Below are 16,042 nucleotides of genomic sequence, written 5' to 3' on the forward strand. Positions count from 1 at the left end.
CTGACGGACGGGGGCATCGAATATGAAAGGATATCTCTATGCTTTTGCTTCGGCGGGCCGCTGGTCGGCCGTCGTGACGATATCGCCGGAAGTCGATCTGGCCTTTTGGCTGGATGCGGAATTTCGCCGGACGGTGGAAGAGATGGCATCCGGCTGCGGAGGCGAGGGGACGGGAAAACGGCAATACGGTAAAGCGGAAGAGCGGCAGAACGGCGAAGCGGCGACATGGCCGGGTGGCGGCCGGGAGGGGCGGCTTACGGACGGAGCGGAAGCGGGACGAAGCGGCCTCGCCGATGTCGTCCTGCTCTTGGACGAACCGCTGCCGCTCGGCATCGCCTTCGCCGCGGCTGAACGGTTCGCCGCGAAGGCGCGGCGCGTGCGGGGAGAGGCGCGGGCCGCACGGCTGCTGCGCGCCTGCGCGCGCGGAGCGGAGCTCGGCGGCGGCCTGCGCGGCACCTTGGACTTGTTCCGGATCTTCGGCCGGGAGGGGACCGCGCGGCGCGTGCGCCGATATACCGCCGTGCGATGGGACCGGGCCTCCGGGATGCGGGAGGCGGCCCGGAAGCTGGCGGCGGCCGTTTGCGAAGCCGCCGACGCGCTCGAGGGGCGTGCGCTGCTGCGCGGCGAAGCGCACGCCCTGCTCGGCGTGCCCGCCCGCCGGAGCGCCGCGTTCGTCGACGCGGCGCTCCAGCTCGCGGCCCTGCTGGGCCGGCTGCGCCTGGGCAGCGCCGTCGCCGGCTGGCGCAGGCGCCGCTGCCGGCGGTGCGGCAGCGGCGAGGCGCATATGCACCGCACGCCATGCCTTGCGTGCGGCCGCGTCTGCGCCTATTGCGAAGCCTGCCTGATGCTGGGCCGAAGCAGGGAATGCGCGCTGCTCGTCAGCGGCATTCCCGCGGGCGGCGCATCCGGCCGCTTGCGTCCGGCGGACGGACTCCCGCCCGTTCCGGTCAGGCTCGCGCGCCGGGGCCTCAGTCCGGCCCAATCCGCGGCGGCGGAGGCGGCGCTAAGTTGGCTGGAAAGCCCGGACGACGGAGGAAGTCGGGCGTTCCTGATTTGGGCGGTCACGGGCGCGGGCAAGACGGAGATGATGTTCCCGCTCATCGAATCCGTGCTCGCGCGCGGTGGAAACGTATTGATCGCGACGCCGCGCCGGGACGTCGTGCTCGAGCTCGAACCGCGCATCCGGCGGGCGTTCCCCGGGCGCACCGTCGCCGCGCTGCACGGCGCCAGCCGCGAGAAATGGACGAAGGCCGACATCACGATCGCGACGACGCACCAGACGATCCGGTTCGAGGCCGGCTTCGATCTGGTCGTGATCGACGAGCTGGATGCTTTTCCCTATCACAACAATCCGATGCTGCAATACGCGGCGGAGAAGAGCCTGGCCCCGGGCGGCCGGCGCGTGCTGCTCACCGCGACGCCGCCGGCGGAGCTCAGGCGTGCGGCCATCCGCGGACGGCTGCCGCATGCGCGCGTGCCCGTCCGGCACCACGGCCATCCGCTGCCGGTGCCCGAAGAGCTCCGGATTCCGCCCGTGCGTGAACTGATCCGCCGCAACGCGGTTCCCGACAGGCTGAAACAAGCCGTTCTCGCCTCGCTCTCCAGAGGGGCGCAACTGTTCGTGTTCGTGCCGCGCATCGCCGATACGGGCCCCGTGGCTTCGCTGCTCCGCGGCGTCTGCCCGCCGGGAACCGCGATCGGGCACACCTCCTCGCGGGACGAGCGGCGGACGGAGACGGTGCAGCGATTCCGGAACCGCGAGCTGCGCTTGCTGGTGACGACGACGATTCTCGAGCGCGGCGTGACGATTCCGCGCAGCGACGTGTTCGTGCTGGATGCGGACTCGCCTCTGTTCGATGAAGCTTCCCTCGAGCAGATGGCGGGACGGGCCGGCCGATCGAAGGAGGATCCCCACGGACGGGTTTATTTCTGCGCGCCGCACGCGACCCGCGCCCAGCGCGCCGCCATCCGCCGGATCCGGGAGATGAACGCGATCGCCGCGGCCGGGGGCCATATTCGCATGGAAGCGCCGCCGGGCGAAGTCCGCGCGGGAGGCCTCCGGCGATGATGTCCTGGACCGGTTTCCTGAAGATGCTGCTTGCGCATACGGCTGATTGGATCGGGCCGCCGGACGAACGCTGCCTCGTCTGCGGCGACCGGCGGAACGGCCTCCCGGCGCGATCGTCGGAAGCCCCGAACCTCGAACGATGGCTGTGCGCCGGCTGCCTGCGGCGCATTCCCTGGATCCGGCGGATCGCCTGTCCGCGCTGCGGCCGCCCCGTGTTCTGCCCGGACTGCATCCGGCGGCCGGTCCGCGCCTTCGCAATGAACCGCAGCGCGGTGCGCTACAGCGACGACATGAAGGCGTGGCTCAAGCTGTACAAATTCCGCGGCGACGAGCGCTACGGCGATCTGCTGGCCGAAATGCTGCTTCCGGCCTACGAGCGGCTGACCGCGGAGGCGGCCGCCGCATCCCGACGGGCGGGCGAAGCGGCGATTGCCGGAGCGGACCGGAGCGGTGCGGCGCGATGGCCGGGCGGGCCGGAGGCGGCGGGCGGACCGTGCGGACCATGGGGATTCCGCCGGCACGGCGCTGATCCGGCTTGTCCGGCGGGCGTCCGCCCTTCCGGCCGCGGCGTCTGGCACGCCGTCACGTATGTGCCGGTCAGCCGGGAGCGGGCGGAGGAGAGGGGGTTCAACCAGGCGGAACGGCTCGCCCGGGCGGCCGCGAAATGGGCGAACGCGCCGCTCCTGCCGCTCCTCCGGCGCCTCCGCGACGGCGGCAAGCAGAGCCAGCGCGGAAGAATCGAGCGGTTCCGGGCAATGCGGGCAGCGTTCGGACCCGACGAAACCGAAATCCGGCGGCTTGCGGCGCGGTTCGTGCGGGCGGGGCGCTCTCCCGGCGAACCCTTGCGCATCCTCCTGGTGGATGACATCTACACGACCGGCGCCACATCGGAGGCGTGCGCCACGGCGATCCGCTCGGCCGCTCCGTGCAACGTTCTGGTCTACGTGCTGACCTGGGCACGCTCGTGACATTTCGGAAGCGATTGGCTCATTTACATGGTGAATCGATCAGCTCACGGCAACATGAGGCATTGGGTGCACGCCGTCGTTCCGGACCGGCCCCCCGGAAATACGATGCAATAAATCGAAGGTCCCTATTTTTCGCAAAATATCGCATTATTCTTCCATTTTCGATAAAATAACGTCAAAAGGAATCTGTGTGCATGGGGGACTAGGGGCCAATGAAGCTCGACTATTGTCCGCGTTGCGGTAAGCTGTTCGCCAGGGGTATCCGCGACATTTGTCCGAATTGCATAAAGGAAATCGAGGAAGATTATGAGAAATGCGTCGCGTACCTCAAGGAGCACCCGAACATTACGATCCAGCAGCTTTCGGAGGCTACCGGGGTATCCGTGCGCCAGATTACCCGGTTCATTCGCGAGGGACGCATCAGCATCAGTGCCCATCCGAACATGTATTACTCCTGCGAATCCTGCGGCGCGCCGATCCGGGAAGGCAGCATGTGCCCGAAATGCCTGAAGAAGCTGACCGAAGAGATCAAGGCGCAGCAGGCGATCGAAGCCCGACTGAAAGCCGAAGCTCAGCACGTGCGGCCGGAGACGTACCAGATCAAGCAGGCAGAACGGCAGTCGGAGCGGAAAGATCGTTAAACCTCCCGTAAAACCTATAAATTTTGCGAAGACGGCAACCGATAATACCCACATAGGGATTATCGGTTGTTTTTGCGTTATTGTCGCGCAGGAAGAGGTGGCAACCATGAAGATCTACGAGATCGGGCGCTTGAGCGCCGTCCGCACCTATCAGAAACAACAGGATGCGAACGCCGGCGGCAAGGGCGCGGTGAAGCGCAGGGACGAAGTGCAAATATCCGCGGAAGCGCAGCAACTGTTCTCGGACAGCCGGCTGTTCGGCGCCGAGCGGGCGGAGAAGATCAATCGGCTGAAGCAGTCGGTGGCGACGGGCACGTATTACGTCGATGCCGGCAAGATCGCCGACAAGCTCTGGCCGTATCTGAAATAGGCGCACCGCAGGCCTGTCGGTATCTCATGAAGAAAGACGGTGAACCGGATGGCGGTCCAGGACATCGTCCGGATATTGGATGAACAAGCGGAGCTGTACGGCCGGCTGCTCGAGACGGCGAACGAGAAGACGCCCGTGCTGGTGAAGGGAGACGTCGACCGACTCAACGCGATCGTGCAGCAGGAGCGAAAGCTGATCGCCCGGGCCGAGCAGCTGGAACAGCAGCGCATTCTTGCGACGCACCGCCATTTCGTATCGCTCGGATATATTTCCCGCATGAACACGCTGCGCGAAGTCATCCAGTCGGTGAATCAGCCGGAGCTGAAGGAACGGCTGATCGGGCAGCAGCGGAAGCTGTCGCAGCTCCTGGAAGAGCTGCGACGCGTGAACGAACTGAACCAGCAGTTGATCCGCCAATCGCTTGCCTTCATTGAATATTCAATCGAACTTCTGGTCGGCAATCCTTCCGAAGATATCGTGTATCAGCATCCGCAGAAGAACCACGGGACCGGAGGCAGGAACGGCGTGTTTGACAGGCGGGCATGAGCCGGGCGGCGGTGTTGGAAATACGATCCGTTACGTCCAATCCGCCGATCCGAAGACGAAGCTGCATCCGGTCCGTTCCGGTCAGGGCGATTTGAATGCAAGCCTTGCTTTTGGAGGTGTCTGAATGCGATCCACATTTCACGGTCTGGAAACGAGCAAACGGGCATTGTTAACCCAACAGGTGGCGTTGATCACCGTCGGTCACAACATCGCCAATGCGGCAACCGAAGGCTATTCCCGGCAGCGGGTCCATCTGTCGGCCACCCGGCCCATCGAAGCGCCGGGCATGCAATCCAGCACGGCTCCGGGTCAAATCGGCACCGGTGTTCAATATGACAGCATCGAACGGCTCAGGGACAGTTATCTGGATCTGCAGTATCGAAGGGAAAACGCGTCCCTGAGCATGTGGCAAGTCCGCAACTCGACGCTGGATTCCATCGTGGCGCTCATCAACGAGCCCAGCGAGAGCGGATTGCGCAGCGTCATGGACAAGTTCTGGGATTCGTTGGAAGTCCTGAACCGGGATCCGGGCTTGCTGAGCGCCCGCATTGCCCTTGTCAGCGCGGCCGTCAATCTGACGGACACGCTCAACACGCTGGAAAACGGTCTGAGGGCGCTGGAGAGCGACATTGAGCTGAACATCAATCGCAAGATCGCCCAGGCCAACACGCTCATTGAGAACATCGCCAACATGTTCACGCTCATCCGGCGCACGGAGGGAATGGGCAACAACGCCAACGACTTCCGCGACCAACGGGACCTGTTGGTGGACCAACTTTCCTCCATTATTGACGTGCAAGTGATCGAAACGCCGGACGGCGACTATTCGATCGTGGCGGGCGGCGTGACCGTGGTGGCCAATGGCGAGTTCACGCTGCTTACGGCTGATGTTGTGGGGACGGCGGCAGGCGGCGAACTGGCCGGATACAGGCAATCGTTGGAGGAGATCACCCACATCCGCAACCAGTTGAACGCGATGGTGAACACCCTTGTCAACGGGGAAATGACGGTCCGGCTCGAGAACGGGTACATGACATCGAGTGACCTGGTCGCCTTGAACGATGTGACGCTGGCGGACGGCACCGTCATTCCCGCCGGGCAGACCATTCCGGCCGGATCGGAAATTGTGAGCCCCGTGGAACTTCGGGTAAACGGTTTCAATGGCTTGCACCGGCTCGGTTACGCGCTCACCGACGGACGGACCGACATTCCGTTCTTCACGACAGCCGATGGCAGCGATACGTTCACATTGGAGAATATCCGGGTCAATCCCGAAATCCAGAAAAATACGAATCTTGTCGCGGCGTCGGGCAAATACGAGATGGTCGGCGGCAACAGGGTGACGATTCGGGGGAACAGCGATATTGCCCATGCGCTGACGAGACTGCGTGACCATGTGTTCCAGTATCCCCCGGAACTGACCAACTTGTCCTCCGGCACGATTGACGACTATTTCCGGGCGGTGGTCGGCGACCTCGGCATCCGCAGCAACAATGCCCAGCGGCAAGTCCGCAATTTGCAGGATTTGACCGATGCCGTCTCCATGCGCAAGCAACAAGTAAGCGGCGTTTCGCTGGATGAAGAACTGGCGGACATGATCCGTTACCAGCACGCCTACAATGCCGCGGCACGCAACATGACCGCCGTGGATGAAATGCTCGACCGGATTATCAATCACATGGGCCTGGTCGGCCGATGAAGCGGGGTGAGCAGGCATGCGCGTGACCCATACGATGCAGCATTTGCAATTCTTGAAAAATTTGCGCAACAACAATACCGGCATTCTGGATTGGCAGAACAAGCTGGCTACCGGCCGCCGCATCCACAAGCCGGGCGACGATCCCGTCGGCGTCGGCTATTACATGCGGTATAACAGCGAAATCAACCGGGCGGACGTCTTTTTGGAAAACGCCAACACGGCGCTCGGGTTTTTGAAAACGATGGACCAGATGCTCCAGCAGGCGAACGATGTATACAAACGGGCCAGGACGCTGGTGCAGCAGGCAACGACGGGCACGACGCCGGAGGAGGACCTGAAGCTTATTGCCGCCGAAATCAAACAGCTCAAAGAACAGCTGGTTACGATCGGCAACAGCAGCTTCTCCGGCCGGTACCTGTTCAACGGCCAGAAAACCGACCAGCCTCCCTATTCGCTGACGGATCCCGCCAATGACAGAACGGACCGGGGCGTCTATTATCTGAATGTCAGTCCGTTCGTGTCCGTGCCGGTCAGCATCAGCGGGGAAGACATCTTCGGCGAAGCCGGAGCGCCCGACAACGCCTTCCGCGTTTTTGACAACATTTTGACCCACCTGGAGAACAACGACCGGGACGGCCTACTGGCGGACATGGACAGAATTCTGGATCTTGCCGACCGGCTGAACGAGGCCTGGGCGGAAGTGGGCGCCCGCACGAACCGGTTCGAACTGATGAAGGAACGCATCGAGGATCAGCTGGTATCCCTGAAGGAACTGCGCTCCCACGTCGGCGATGTCGACATGGCCGAAGCACTGATCGAGCTGCAGCAGCGGGAGAACGTCCTGCAGGCTTCCCTTGCCGTCGGAGCGCGGATCATGCAGGTGTCGCTTGTCGACTTCCTCAAATAGAAGCGGAGCGGTCCTGGATGAACATGTCCGTCAGCTCCACGAATTCCCGTACGTTGACGTCTTTCGCGGCGGATATGAAACCGGTCCGATCGCACTCCGTTCGCAACATGGAGAAGGTCGAGGTCGATGCGGCGCCGGAAGCGGCCGTTCTGGAAATCCGCACGCGGAATCCCGAAATGACCGTCGACTGGGATCCCGTCTGGCGGGAGCGCGGGTTTCTGAAAGTGCACGATCTGAAACGGGAAATCGAGGCCATCGCCCAGGAGCGGTACGCCCGCAACGTCGAATTCCGGGTCAAATCGGGGCTCCGGGTGCGCGACCTCCACAAGGAGAAGGGCAACGTGTTCGGCCGCATCGCGTTCGACAAATTCCTGTACACCCGTCAGCGATACGTGAAAATCGACGCCGCGCCGAAATTCGGTGTGCAGATAGACGTCCGCATCCATCCGCCTGAAATCAGGGTGGAAACCAATTTCAAATGGGAGCGCGATTGACGCCATGCATCAGGCCGCAAATCCGCCGGCTGCGGTTCGCACCGTCAACAGCCTGGCATACGGAGCATTTCAGGTCACGGAGGATCAGATCTACCATTTCCCGCGCGGATTGGTGGGGCTGCACGAATACAAGGATTATGCCCTCATCCAGGTGGAAGACGGACCGTTTTACGTGCTGCATGCCCTCAACGACGAGCTCAGTTTCATTTTGCTGCCGGCCCATCTGGCCGCCGACGACTACGGTTTCCACATCGATGACGCCACCGTGGAACTGCTGCAAATCCGGAAACCGGAAGACGTCAACACGTTCGTGATCGTCAACGCCATTGACGACGACCTGTTCGTCAATCTGAAAGCACCGATCCTTGCGGCGCCCGCCAGCCGACGCGGATGCCAGTTCATCATCGATGATCCGACGTATCCGATTCGCCATCCGCTGCTTCGCAAGGAGGGGTCCTAGTGCTCGTGCTGCGGCGAAAAACCGGCGAGTCGGTGATGATCGGTGACGGCATTGAAGTGCAGGTGCTCGGTGTGGAAGGCGATACGGTGAAGCTGGGTTTTTCCGCTCCGCCGGACATCCAGATTTTCCGCAAGGAATTGGTGGAAAGCATTTGGCAGGAAAACCTGAAAGCGGGCAAGCAGCCGCCGAATCAGGACCAGCTTCGCCACCTGATAAACAGATTTTCCGGCAAGGATGCCGGCAAGCAGGATTTCCAGCAGGAAAGGAAGTGAAAACATGTCTGTCGTTCATGGCGCAAGTGTCCAAAAGCCGGAACCGTTTCCCGTCGAAACGGAGCGCATCGAACCGTTGGTTCCCGTGAAAAGCAAGATGTCAAGCGAATCCGGAAAGGTCGCCGGGCGGAGCGAAGGACCGCTGGGCGAACGCCTTCTGGAAGGAAAAAGGACGTTCCGCTTTGACCAGATAACCGAACAGGACAAGCAAAAACTGCAGGAAGAACTGGATCGGCACAACGCGGAATTCGCCTATACCGGCAAGTATCTCAAATTCAAGTTCGACGAGGAAGCGTCCATGCTGTACGTGGAGGTCATCGATGCCTCCACCCATGAAGTGATCGTCAGCCTGCCGCCGGAATTTTTGATCGATCTGTCGATCAAGATGAAGAAAATTCTCGGGCTGTACATTGACGAAAGGCTGTAATGAACCGCCATCTGCCGCATGACGGCGATTCATGCTGACCAAGGAGGGTCCGCCATGTCTTTCAGTCTGAGCGGCATTGCATCCGGTCTGGATACCAATACGATCATATCCCAATTGATGCAGATCGAACGCATCCCGTACAACAAACTGGAGTCGAAAAAGAAGACCTACGACGCGCAGCTGTCCGTGTTCCGCACCATCAACACAAAACTGGCCGCCCTGCGGACGGCTGCCGAAGATTTGCGCCTTCAGGCCAATTTCAGCCTGCGCAGCGCGAGTATTTCCGATGAAACCGTGCTCAAGTCAGCAGCATCGGATGCCGTGCAGGAAGGCGTCTATGTGGTGCAGGTCGAGAAACTGGCCACCTACAGCACTTTTGTAACGGATGGCGTCGATGCTTCCGGCAACAGCCTGGCGGGCTTGACGGAAATCACGATCGGACTCAATGGAAACGAAACGACCATCAACATCGACGAAGATCTGAGCGGAAAAACGAACGATGAAATTCTGGCCCTTATCGCCAAGAAGATCAACAAGAAGATCAATGAGAACAAGGATCTGGGCGTTCGGGCAACCGTGATCCAGAATGAGCCGGGCAAAAAGGCGCTCATGCTGACGGCCAAAGAAGCCGGGGGCATCGAAATCACCCTGGACGCGGACGTTTCGCTGGGTGGAAAAAACAAACTGGGCCAGAACGCCGTTTTCTACATCAACGGCATTGAATTCCAGTCCTCCAGCAATGAAGTCAGGGATGTCATCAACGGGTTGAGTCTGACGCTGCTCAAGGAAGGCACATCCACCATCACGGTTTCCCGGGACGCCGACAAGGTGGCCGAGAAGGTGGAAGCCTTCGTCAAGGCGTACAACGACGTCATCCAGACCATCCGCGAAAATACGGCGCAGGGGAAATTGCTGCAGGGAGATTCCACGCTGAGAACCCTGCAAAACACGCTGTTCTCGGAATTTAACGCCAAAGTGGCGGGAGCCGAAGCATTCGAATTCTTGTCGCAAATCGGCCTGTCGATTGATGAAGGCAAAACCTCCGCCGAAACGATGACGGGCCAGATCGTATTCAACAAGGAAAAATTCAAGGAAGCGCTGCTGAACGACCCGGAAGGCGTGTTCCGGCTGTTTTCCAACCATGACAGCCAGAACCCCGGCATCGCCGACCGCTTCACCGAAACGCTGCGCTACTGGACCCGTTCGGGCAACGGCATCCTGGCCGCCCGGATCCAGGGCTACAATGCGGAGATATCTTTCATCAACAAGCAGATGGAAGATATGGAAATACGGCTTGCGATGAAAGAAGAGCAGCTGAAAAAGCAATTTACCGCCATGGAAACGATGCTGATCCAATTGCAGAACGAGCAGGCCTGGCTGAACAGCCAGCTCGCCGCTTTCCTCGTGCGTTGAGACCGGACTACCGTTGAGGGGTGAAGATGTTGGCGACGCCCAATCTGACCGGGTATCAGGCCTACCAGAAAAGCAAGTATGAAACCGCCTCGCCCCACAGATTGATTTTGCTGCTGTATGATGCGGCCATCGCCAAAATGAAACAGGCCATCGAGCTGCTGGAAGCGGGACGGACGGCAGAAGCCAGGCCTCCGATCCTCAAATCCCAGGACATTGTCTGCGAGCTGCTGGCATGCCTCAATGAAGAGCAGGGCGGCGAAATCGCGCAAAACCTGAAACAGATTTACTTCTACGTCGTGCGGCAGTTGGCGATGGCGGACATTCGCAAGGAAGCGGCCTACGTGAAAGAAGCCTTGGAACCGATCATGAGTCTCCGTTCTGCTTGGCAGGAAATTGGAAAGGAAGCCGGCCTTGGGCTTCGGGGATGACAGGCAGGCCGCGTTGGACCGCTGGGTCGGATTGTACCGGGATCTGCTGAACATCAGCCGGCGAATGCTGGACACGGCGCAGACGTGCCCGGACGCCGATCAGCTGCTGGAGGCCATGGGCCCGGCACTGTCGGACTGGCGGCGAGTCAGGGATCAGATCACCGTTCTGGAGCAAACGTTGCGGGCGGAATGGGGCGTGGAAAAGGCGACGGAACTGTTCCGCCTGCACATTCTGTCCATCCTTCAGGACGTACAAGACAACCTGTCAAGATCGTCCGCGATCATGCAGACGAGACTGTCGGAGACGGGCCGGTCGATCCAATCCGCCAGGGACCGCAGGCAGGCCACGAAGGCTTATAGCGCACTGGAGCAGGATTGGCACGAGGCGCATTTTTTCGACGAAAAAAAATAAAAAATAAAAATTTTCTGCAAGGATATATAAACTTTTGATGATCACCTGCCGATATTAGTTATCGAGTCGCAAGGATGCGACAATCCATATCAATCAAGGAGGATGATTGAGGATGTCGATGTACATCAACACCAACGTTGCTGCCATCAACGCCCATCGCAACCTCACCTTCAACAACACCCAGATGGGCAAGACGATGGAGAAGCTGTCGTCCGGCTACCGGATCAACCGTGCGGCTGACGACGCGGCCGGCCTTGCCGTCTCCGAAAAGATGCGCTACCAAATCAACGGCTACAACCAAGCCATGCGGAATGCCCTGGACGGCATCTCGCTCCTGCAAACCGGTGAAGGCGCGCTGACGGAAGTGCATGCGATGCTGCAACGTCTGAACGTGCTGGCTACGCAAGCCGCCAACGGCACGCTCGATGACGACGACCGGGCAAAGCTGCAACTTGAAGTGGAGCAACTGCTCAAAGAAATCGACAACATCGCCGATACCACGGAATTCAACGGCATCAAACTGCTGGATGGCACTGAGGGCACCGTCTCCTTCCAAGTCGGTTTCCGGGCCAACACCACGATTGACATCGACCTGAGCACCGGCATTGGTACCGCGGCGCTGAGCATCGACAGCATCAATATCAGCACGGCGGCTGGTGCGCAAACCGCCATTTCGGCGATCCAAAACGCCATCAGCACGGTGTCCGAGCTGCGCGCCAACTTCGGTGCGGTGCAAAACCGGCTCGAGCACACGATCAACAACCTCGGCGTCAACGTGGAAAACCTGTCCGCTTCCGAATCCCGGATCCGCAACGCGGACATGGCGAAAGAAATCACCGAGTTCACCCGCAACCAAATCCTGGTGCAGGCCGGCACGGCGATGCTCGCCCAGGCGAACGCCGTACCGCAAAACGTGCTGCGTCTGCTCGGCTGATCGCAGACAGTCGGCATGATCCAGCTTGCAAGGGGCTGTCCCCCAAACGGGGGGCAGCCCTTGTGTTTTTATTATGGGGATTACGGGCGAGCGAAAACCGAACGCGTGCTTATTTCGCAGCGCCGCTTTCCCTGACCCGGTTCGTATGCCGCCCCAATTTCATGCCGGCTTTGATTTCACATGCTGGTATTGGTTTCAGGAATCGCAAGAAACCTCTGGAATGAATTCGCTTTCAAAAAAAGTTTGACTTCGCATTCCCCGGAGTGTATAGTCGAATTGTGGGCCATGCTAAACATGTCGCCTCACAGCCATATGAAAAACGAAGGGAATGTGTGTTGAATGCAAGGAAGAGTCAAGTGGTTCAGCGCGGAAAAGGGCTACGGATTCATTGAGACGGAAGAGGGAGGCGACGTGTTCGTCCACTTCTCCGCCATCCAGGCCGAAGGTTTCAAGACGCTCGAAGAAGGCCAACAAGTCGAGTTCGACATCGTCCAGGGTGCGCGTGGTCCACAGGCGGCGAACGTCGTGAAGCTTTCGTAATCGGATCCGTACCAACGGACGCAGTACCTGAACGCCACACCCCCGGATCGATCCGGGGGTTTTCTATTTCATTTCGGCTTTCGGACGGAAGACGCGGGAAAAAGGGCAATCGGGATTTTTGGTTCGGAAAATTCAAAAAATTCAAAAAAAATTCACGCAAAACGCGTGTCAAGTTTTTGTAAAGCCCATTTCGGTATGTTACAATGAATTCAGGACATTCTAGGAGGGGTGCATATGAGGCTCAATATCCGCGGAAAGCAACTGCCGGTTACGGAAGCGCTGAAAGAGTACGCGGAGAAGAAACTTGCGCGATTGGACAAATATTTCGAGAATCCCCAGAACCTGGATGCCCAAGTCACGCTCTCCGTCACCAAGAACGTGCATGTCGTCGAAGTGACCATCTCGCTCCCGGGATTGTTGCTGCGGGCGGAAGAGCGGCATGATGATATGTATGCGGCGATCGACCTGGTCGTGGACAAGCTCGAGCGCCAAATCCGGAAACACAAAACCCGCGTGAACCGCAAGCTTCGCCAGGAAGGCAGGCTGAAAGAGCTGTTCGCGGAAGAACCAGCCGGCAAGGTCGCGGTCGCCGAAGCGGACGAAGAAGAGAAGTTCGAGGTCGTCCGCACGAAGCGGCACACGCTCAAGCCGATGGACGTGGACGAGGCGATCCTGCAGATGAATCTGCTCGGCCACAGCTTCTTCGTCTTCATCAATGCCGATACGAAGGAAGTCAATGTCGTCTATCGCCGCCAGGACGGCAAATACGGACTCATCGAGCAAGCCTGATCCCCTTCCGAATGCCGGCCGGCCCGCACGGGCCGGCTTTTCCGATGCCCTCCGGCTTTCCGCGGATCGGAAGCGGCGTTTGCCTCGTCGCCCCCGAGCTGGTACAATTGAATTTATGAGTTGTCAGACGAAAGGGGCTCTCACGCCATGCTCGGTCTTGTGAAGAAACTATTCGGCGATGCCAACGAGCGTGAGATCAAGCGCTTCATGAAGGTCGTGGAGCGCATCAACGCGATGGAGCCGGATTTCGAGAGGCTGTCGGACGACGAGCTCCGCGGGAAGACGGTCGAATACCGGGAGCGGCTTGCCCGCGGGGAGACGCTGGACGACCTGCTGCCCGAGGCGTTCGCGACGGTCCGCGAAGCGTCGAAGCGGACGCTCGGCATGCGCCATTTCGACGTCCAGCTGATCGGCGGCATGGTACTGCATGAAGGCCGCATTGCCGAGATGAAGACGGGGGAAGGCAAGACGCTCGTCGCGACGCTGGCCGCCTACCTGAACGCGCTGGAAGGCAAGGGCGTCCACGTCGTCACGGTCAACGATTACCTGGCCCGGCGGGACAGCACGACGATGGGGAACATCTACACGTTCCTCGGCATGACCGTCGGCTGCAACGTGCCCGGCCTGACGCACGCGCAGAAGCAGGAGGCGTACAACGCCGACATCACGTACGGCACGAACAACGAGTTCGGGTTCGACTACCTGCGCGACAACATGGTGCTGTACAAGGAGCAGATCGTGCAGCGGCCGCTCCACTACGCGATCATCGACGAGGTGGACTCGATCCTGATCGACGAGGCGCGGACGCCGCTCATCATCTCCGGCCAGGCGATGAAATCGACCGAGCTCTACTACGCCGCCGACCGCTTCGTGCGCAAACTGAAAGAGGGCGAAGATTACACCGTCGACCTGAAAATGCGCTCCGTCACGCTGACGGAGGCGGGGGTCGAGAAGGCGGAGCGCGAGTTCCGCATCGAGAACCTGTATGACCACGCGAACGTGACGCTCAACCACCACATCCAGCAGGCGCTCAAGGCGCACGTCATCATGAAGCGCGACGTCGACTACGTCGTGCAGGACGGCGAAGTCATCATCGTCGACGAGTTCACCGGGCGGCTCATGGCGGGACGCCGCTACAGCGACGGGCTGCACCAGGCGATCGAGGCGAAGGAAAACCTGCAGGTGCAGAACGAGAGCATGACGCTCGCGACGATCACGTTCCAGAACTATTTCCGGATGTACCGCAAGCTCGCGGGCATGACCGGCACGGCGAAGACGGAAGAAGAGGAGTTCAAGAAAATCTACGGCCTCGACGTGGTGGTCGTGCCGACGAACAAGCCGATGATCCGCGTCGACCTGCCCGACGTCGTCTACAAGACGGGGAACGCGAAGTACCGGGCGGTCGTGGAGGAGATCGTCCGGCGGCACCAGCAGGGGCAGCCGGTGCTCGTCGGCACCGTCTCGATCGAGAACTCGGAGCGGCTCTCCGAGATGCTGAAGCGCCGCGGCATCCCGCACAAGGTGCTGAACGCGAAGTACCACGCGGAAGAAGCGGAGATCATCGCCCGCGCCGGCCAGCGGGGCGCCGTGACGATCGCGACGAACATGGCCGGCCGCGGCACCGACATCATCCTCGGCGAAGGCGTGGCCGAGCTCGGCGGGCTGCACATCATCGGCACCGAGCGGCACGAGGCGCGGCGGATCGACAATCAGCTGCGCGGCCGCGCGGGCCGGCAGGGCGACCCGGGCTCGTCGCAGTTCTACCTTGCGCTTGACGACGATTTGATGCGCCGCTTCGGCTCCGAGAATATCATGGGGATGATGGAGCGCCTGGGCTTCAGCGAGGACGAGCCGATCGAGAGCAAGCTCGTGACGAAGGCGATCGAGTCCGCCCAGAAGCGGGTGGAGGGCGCCAACTTCGACACGCGCCGGATCGTCCTCCAGTATGACGACGTCATGAACCAGCAGCGGGAAATCATCTACAAGCAGCGGCGCGAGATCCTGTTCGCGGAGAACATCCGCGATCACGTCTTCGACATGATCCGGCCGGTCGTCGAGCGGATCGTCGAGGCGCACTGCACCGACGAGGATGTCCCGGAGGAGTGGAACCTGGACGCGATCGTCGACTACGCGCACGCGACGTTCCTGAAGGAAGGCACGCTCAAGCGCGAGGATCTCGAAGGCCGCGACAAGCAGGGCATCGTCGAGTTCCTGATGGAGGAAGTGCGCAAGCTGTACGACGAGCGCGAACAGCAGATCGGCGAGGAGACGATGCGCGAATTCGAGAAGGTCGTCGTCCTGCGCGCCGTCGACAGCAAGTGGATGGATCACATCGACGCGATGGACCAGCTCCGGCAGGGGATCCATCTGCGGGCGTACGGCGGCACCGATCCGCTGCGCGAGTACCAGCTTGAAGGCTTCGAGATGTTCCGCGAAATGATCGAGAACATCCAGGAAGAAGTCACGAAATATATTATGAAGGCGCACGTCGAAAAGAACGTCCAGCGCCAGGAAGTCGCCAAGGGCCAGACGGAGGCCGGCGGCGGCAGCAGCAGCCGGGAGGCGCAGCGGCGCCCGGTCCGGCGCACGGCGCCGCGGATCGGACGCAACGATCCGTGCCCTTGCGGCAGCGGCAAGAAGTACAAATACTGCCACGGCGCGAACGTCTGACGGC

18 protein-coding genes are annotated in these 16,042 nt (G+C 60.7%); all 18 read left to right on the top strand.

Going from position 1 to position 16,042, the window contains the following annotated elements; translation table 11 throughout:
- Positions 1 to 22 precede the first annotated feature (22 nt).
- The 18 genes from A9Z00_RS10335 (at position 23) to secA (ending at position 16,038) form a co-directional block, all read left to right on the top strand.
- Entirely contained in the window at positions 23 to 2,068 is a 2,046-nt protein-coding gene (locus A9Z00_RS10335; RefSeq protein ID WP_296976774.1) for an ATP-dependent helicase ComFA, read from the top strand.
- Positions 2,065 to 3,036 (top strand): ComFC family protein, encoded by a 972-nt coding sequence (locus A9Z00_RS10340; protein WP_296976777.1) that lies wholly within the window; start codon positions 2,065 to 2,067, stop codon positions 3,034 to 3,036. Before A9Z00_RS10335 ends, A9Z00_RS10340 begins: the two co-directional genes overlap by 4 nt.
- 212 nt (positions 3,037 to 3,248) lie before the next feature.
- Entirely contained in the window at positions 3,249 to 3,677 is a 429-nt protein-coding gene (locus A9Z00_RS10345; RefSeq protein ID WP_296976780.1) for a TIGR03826 family flagellar region protein, read from the top strand.
- 106 nt (positions 3,678 to 3,783) lie between these two features.
- Positions 3,784 to 4,047, top strand: coding sequence for a flagellar biosynthesis anti-sigma factor FlgM (gene flgM, locus A9Z00_RS10350; protein ID WP_296976782.1), 264 nt, complete (start codon positions 3,784 to 3,786; stop codon positions 4,045 to 4,047).
- Positions 4,048 to 4,095: 48 nt separating this feature from the next.
- A complete protein-coding gene (locus A9Z00_RS10355) occupies positions 4,096 to 4,593 on the top strand; it encodes a flagellar protein FlgN (RefSeq protein ID WP_296976784.1) in 498 nt (165 codons plus the stop codon).
- A 124-nt stretch (positions 4,594 to 4,717) separates the two neighbouring features.
- A complete protein-coding gene (flgK, locus tag A9Z00_RS10360; RefSeq protein WP_296976787.1) occupies positions 4,718 to 6,292 on the top strand; it encodes a flagellar hook-associated protein FlgK in 1,575 nt (524 codons plus the stop codon).
- A 16-nt stretch (positions 6,293 to 6,308) separates the two neighbouring features.
- Positions 6,309 to 7,199, top strand: a complete 891-nt coding sequence (gene flgL / locus A9Z00_RS10365) for a flagellar hook-associated protein FlgL (RefSeq protein ID WP_296976791.1) — start codon at positions 6,309 to 6,311, stop codon at positions 7,197 to 7,199.
- Positions 7,200 to 7,273: 74 nt separating this feature from the next.
- Entirely contained in the window at positions 7,274 to 7,693 is a 420-nt protein-coding gene (locus tag A9Z00_RS10370) for a DUF6470 family protein (protein WP_296976794.1), read from the top strand.
- A 4-nt stretch (positions 7,694 to 7,697) separates the two neighbouring features.
- Entirely contained in the window at positions 7,698 to 8,153 is a 456-nt protein-coding gene (fliW, locus tag A9Z00_RS10375) for a flagellar assembly protein FliW (protein WP_296976796.1), read from the top strand.
- Complete coding sequence (gene csrA, locus A9Z00_RS10380) at positions 8,153 to 8,425, top strand: carbon storage regulator CsrA (RefSeq protein WP_296976799.1); 273 nt, start codon at positions 8,153 to 8,155, stop codon at positions 8,423 to 8,425. The genes fliW and csrA overlap by 1 nt, the downstream gene beginning before the upstream one ends.
- An 85-nt stretch (positions 8,426 to 8,510) precedes the next feature.
- Positions 8,511 to 8,852 carry a flagellar protein FlaG gene (locus A9Z00_RS10385; RefSeq protein WP_296977140.1) on the top strand — a complete coding sequence of 114 codons (342 nt, stop codon included), beginning with the start codon at positions 8,511 to 8,513 and terminating at the stop codon, positions 8,850 to 8,852.
- A 54-nt stretch (positions 8,853 to 8,906) separates the two neighbouring features.
- The gene (fliD, locus tag A9Z00_RS10390) at positions 8,907 to 10,265 is read left to right on the top strand and encodes a flagellar filament capping protein FliD (RefSeq protein WP_296976801.1); all 1,359 of its coding nucleotides are present in this window, start codon (positions 8,907 to 8,909) and stop codon (positions 10,263 to 10,265) included.
- Between the two features lie 29 nt (positions 10,266 to 10,294).
- Positions 10,295 to 10,693, top strand: a complete 399-nt coding sequence (fliS, locus tag A9Z00_RS10395; RefSeq protein WP_296976804.1) for a flagellar export chaperone FliS — start codon at positions 10,295 to 10,297, stop codon at positions 10,691 to 10,693.
- Complete coding sequence (locus A9Z00_RS10400) at positions 10,677 to 11,105, top strand: hypothetical protein (RefSeq protein WP_296976807.1); 429 nt, start codon at positions 10,677 to 10,679, stop codon at positions 11,103 to 11,105. The genes fliS and A9Z00_RS10400 overlap by 17 nt, the downstream gene beginning before the upstream one ends.
- Before the next feature lie 112 nt (positions 11,106 to 11,217).
- Positions 11,218 to 12,039: a flagellin N-terminal helical domain-containing protein gene (locus A9Z00_RS10405; RefSeq protein WP_296976810.1), complete on the top strand. Its 822-nt coding sequence runs from the start codon at positions 11,218 to 11,220 to the stop codon at positions 12,037 to 12,039.
- Positions 12,040 to 12,378: 339 nt separating this feature from the next.
- Positions 12,379 to 12,579: a cold shock domain-containing protein gene (locus A9Z00_RS10410; RefSeq protein WP_296976813.1), complete on the top strand. Its 201-nt coding sequence runs from the start codon at positions 12,379 to 12,381 to the stop codon at positions 12,577 to 12,579.
- A 234-nt stretch (positions 12,580 to 12,813) separates the two neighbouring features.
- Complete coding sequence (hpf, locus tag A9Z00_RS10415) at positions 12,814 to 13,368, top strand: ribosome hibernation-promoting factor, HPF/YfiA family (RefSeq protein WP_296976816.1); 555 nt, start codon at positions 12,814 to 12,816, stop codon at positions 13,366 to 13,368.
- 147 nt (positions 13,369 to 13,515) lie between these two features.
- Positions 13,516 to 16,038 carry a preprotein translocase subunit SecA gene (gene secA / locus A9Z00_RS10420; protein ID WP_296976819.1) on the top strand — a complete coding sequence of 841 codons (2,523 nt, stop codon included), beginning with the start codon at positions 13,516 to 13,518 and terminating at the stop codon, positions 16,036 to 16,038.
- Positions 16,039 to 16,042 lie beyond the last annotated feature (4 nt).

The sequence above is a fragment of the Thermobacillus sp. ZCTH02-B1 genome (genome assembly GCF_002159085.1).
Taxonomy (GTDB): Bacteria; Bacillota; Bacilli; order Paenibacillales; family Paenibacillaceae; genus Thermobacillus.

Bases quoted from the DNA above. Each gene is read 5' to 3' on its own strand.
- A9Z00_RS10335 (WP_296976774.1), top strand. From the start codon at position 23: ATGAAAGGATATCTCTATGCTTTTGCTTCGGCGGGCCGCTGGTCGGCC.
- A9Z00_RS10340 (WP_296976777.1), top strand. From the start codon at position 2,065: ATGATGTCCTGGACCGGTTTCCTGAAGATGCTGCTTGCGCATACGGCT.
- A9Z00_RS10345 (WP_296976780.1), top strand. From the start codon at position 3,249: ATGAAGCTCGACTATTGTCCGCGTTGCGGTAAGCTGTTCGCCAGGGGT.
- flgM (WP_296976782.1), top strand. From the start codon at position 3,784: ATGAAGATCTACGAGATCGGGCGCTTGAGCGCCGTCCGCACCTATCAG.
- A9Z00_RS10355 (WP_296976784.1), top strand. From the start codon at position 4,096: ATGGCGGTCCAGGACATCGTCCGGATATTGGATGAACAAGCGGAGCTG.
- flgK (WP_296976787.1), top strand. From the start codon at position 4,718: ATGCGATCCACATTTCACGGTCTGGAAACGAGCAAACGGGCATTGTTA.
- flgL (WP_296976791.1), top strand. From the start codon at position 6,309: ATGCGCGTGACCCATACGATGCAGCATTTGCAATTCTTGAAAAATTTG.
- A9Z00_RS10370 (WP_296976794.1), top strand. From the start codon at position 7,274: ATGAAACCGGTCCGATCGCACTCCGTTCGCAACATGGAGAAGGTCGAG.
- fliW (WP_296976796.1), top strand. From the start codon at position 7,698: ATGCATCAGGCCGCAAATCCGCCGGCTGCGGTTCGCACCGTCAACAGC.
- fliD (WP_296976801.1), top strand. From the start codon at position 8,907: ATGTCTTTCAGTCTGAGCGGCATTGCATCCGGTCTGGATACCAATACG.
- A9Z00_RS10405 (WP_296976810.1), top strand. From the start codon at position 11,218: ATGTCGATGTACATCAACACCAACGTTGCTGCCATCAACGCCCATCGC.
- A9Z00_RS10410 (WP_296976813.1), top strand. From the start codon at position 12,379: ATGCAAGGAAGAGTCAAGTGGTTCAGCGCGGAAAAGGGCTACGGATTC.
- hpf (WP_296976816.1), top strand. From the start codon at position 12,814: ATGAGGCTCAATATCCGCGGAAAGCAACTGCCGGTTACGGAAGCGCTG.
- secA (WP_296976819.1), top strand. From the start codon at position 13,516: ATGCTCGGTCTTGTGAAGAAACTATTCGGCGATGCCAACGAGCGTGAG.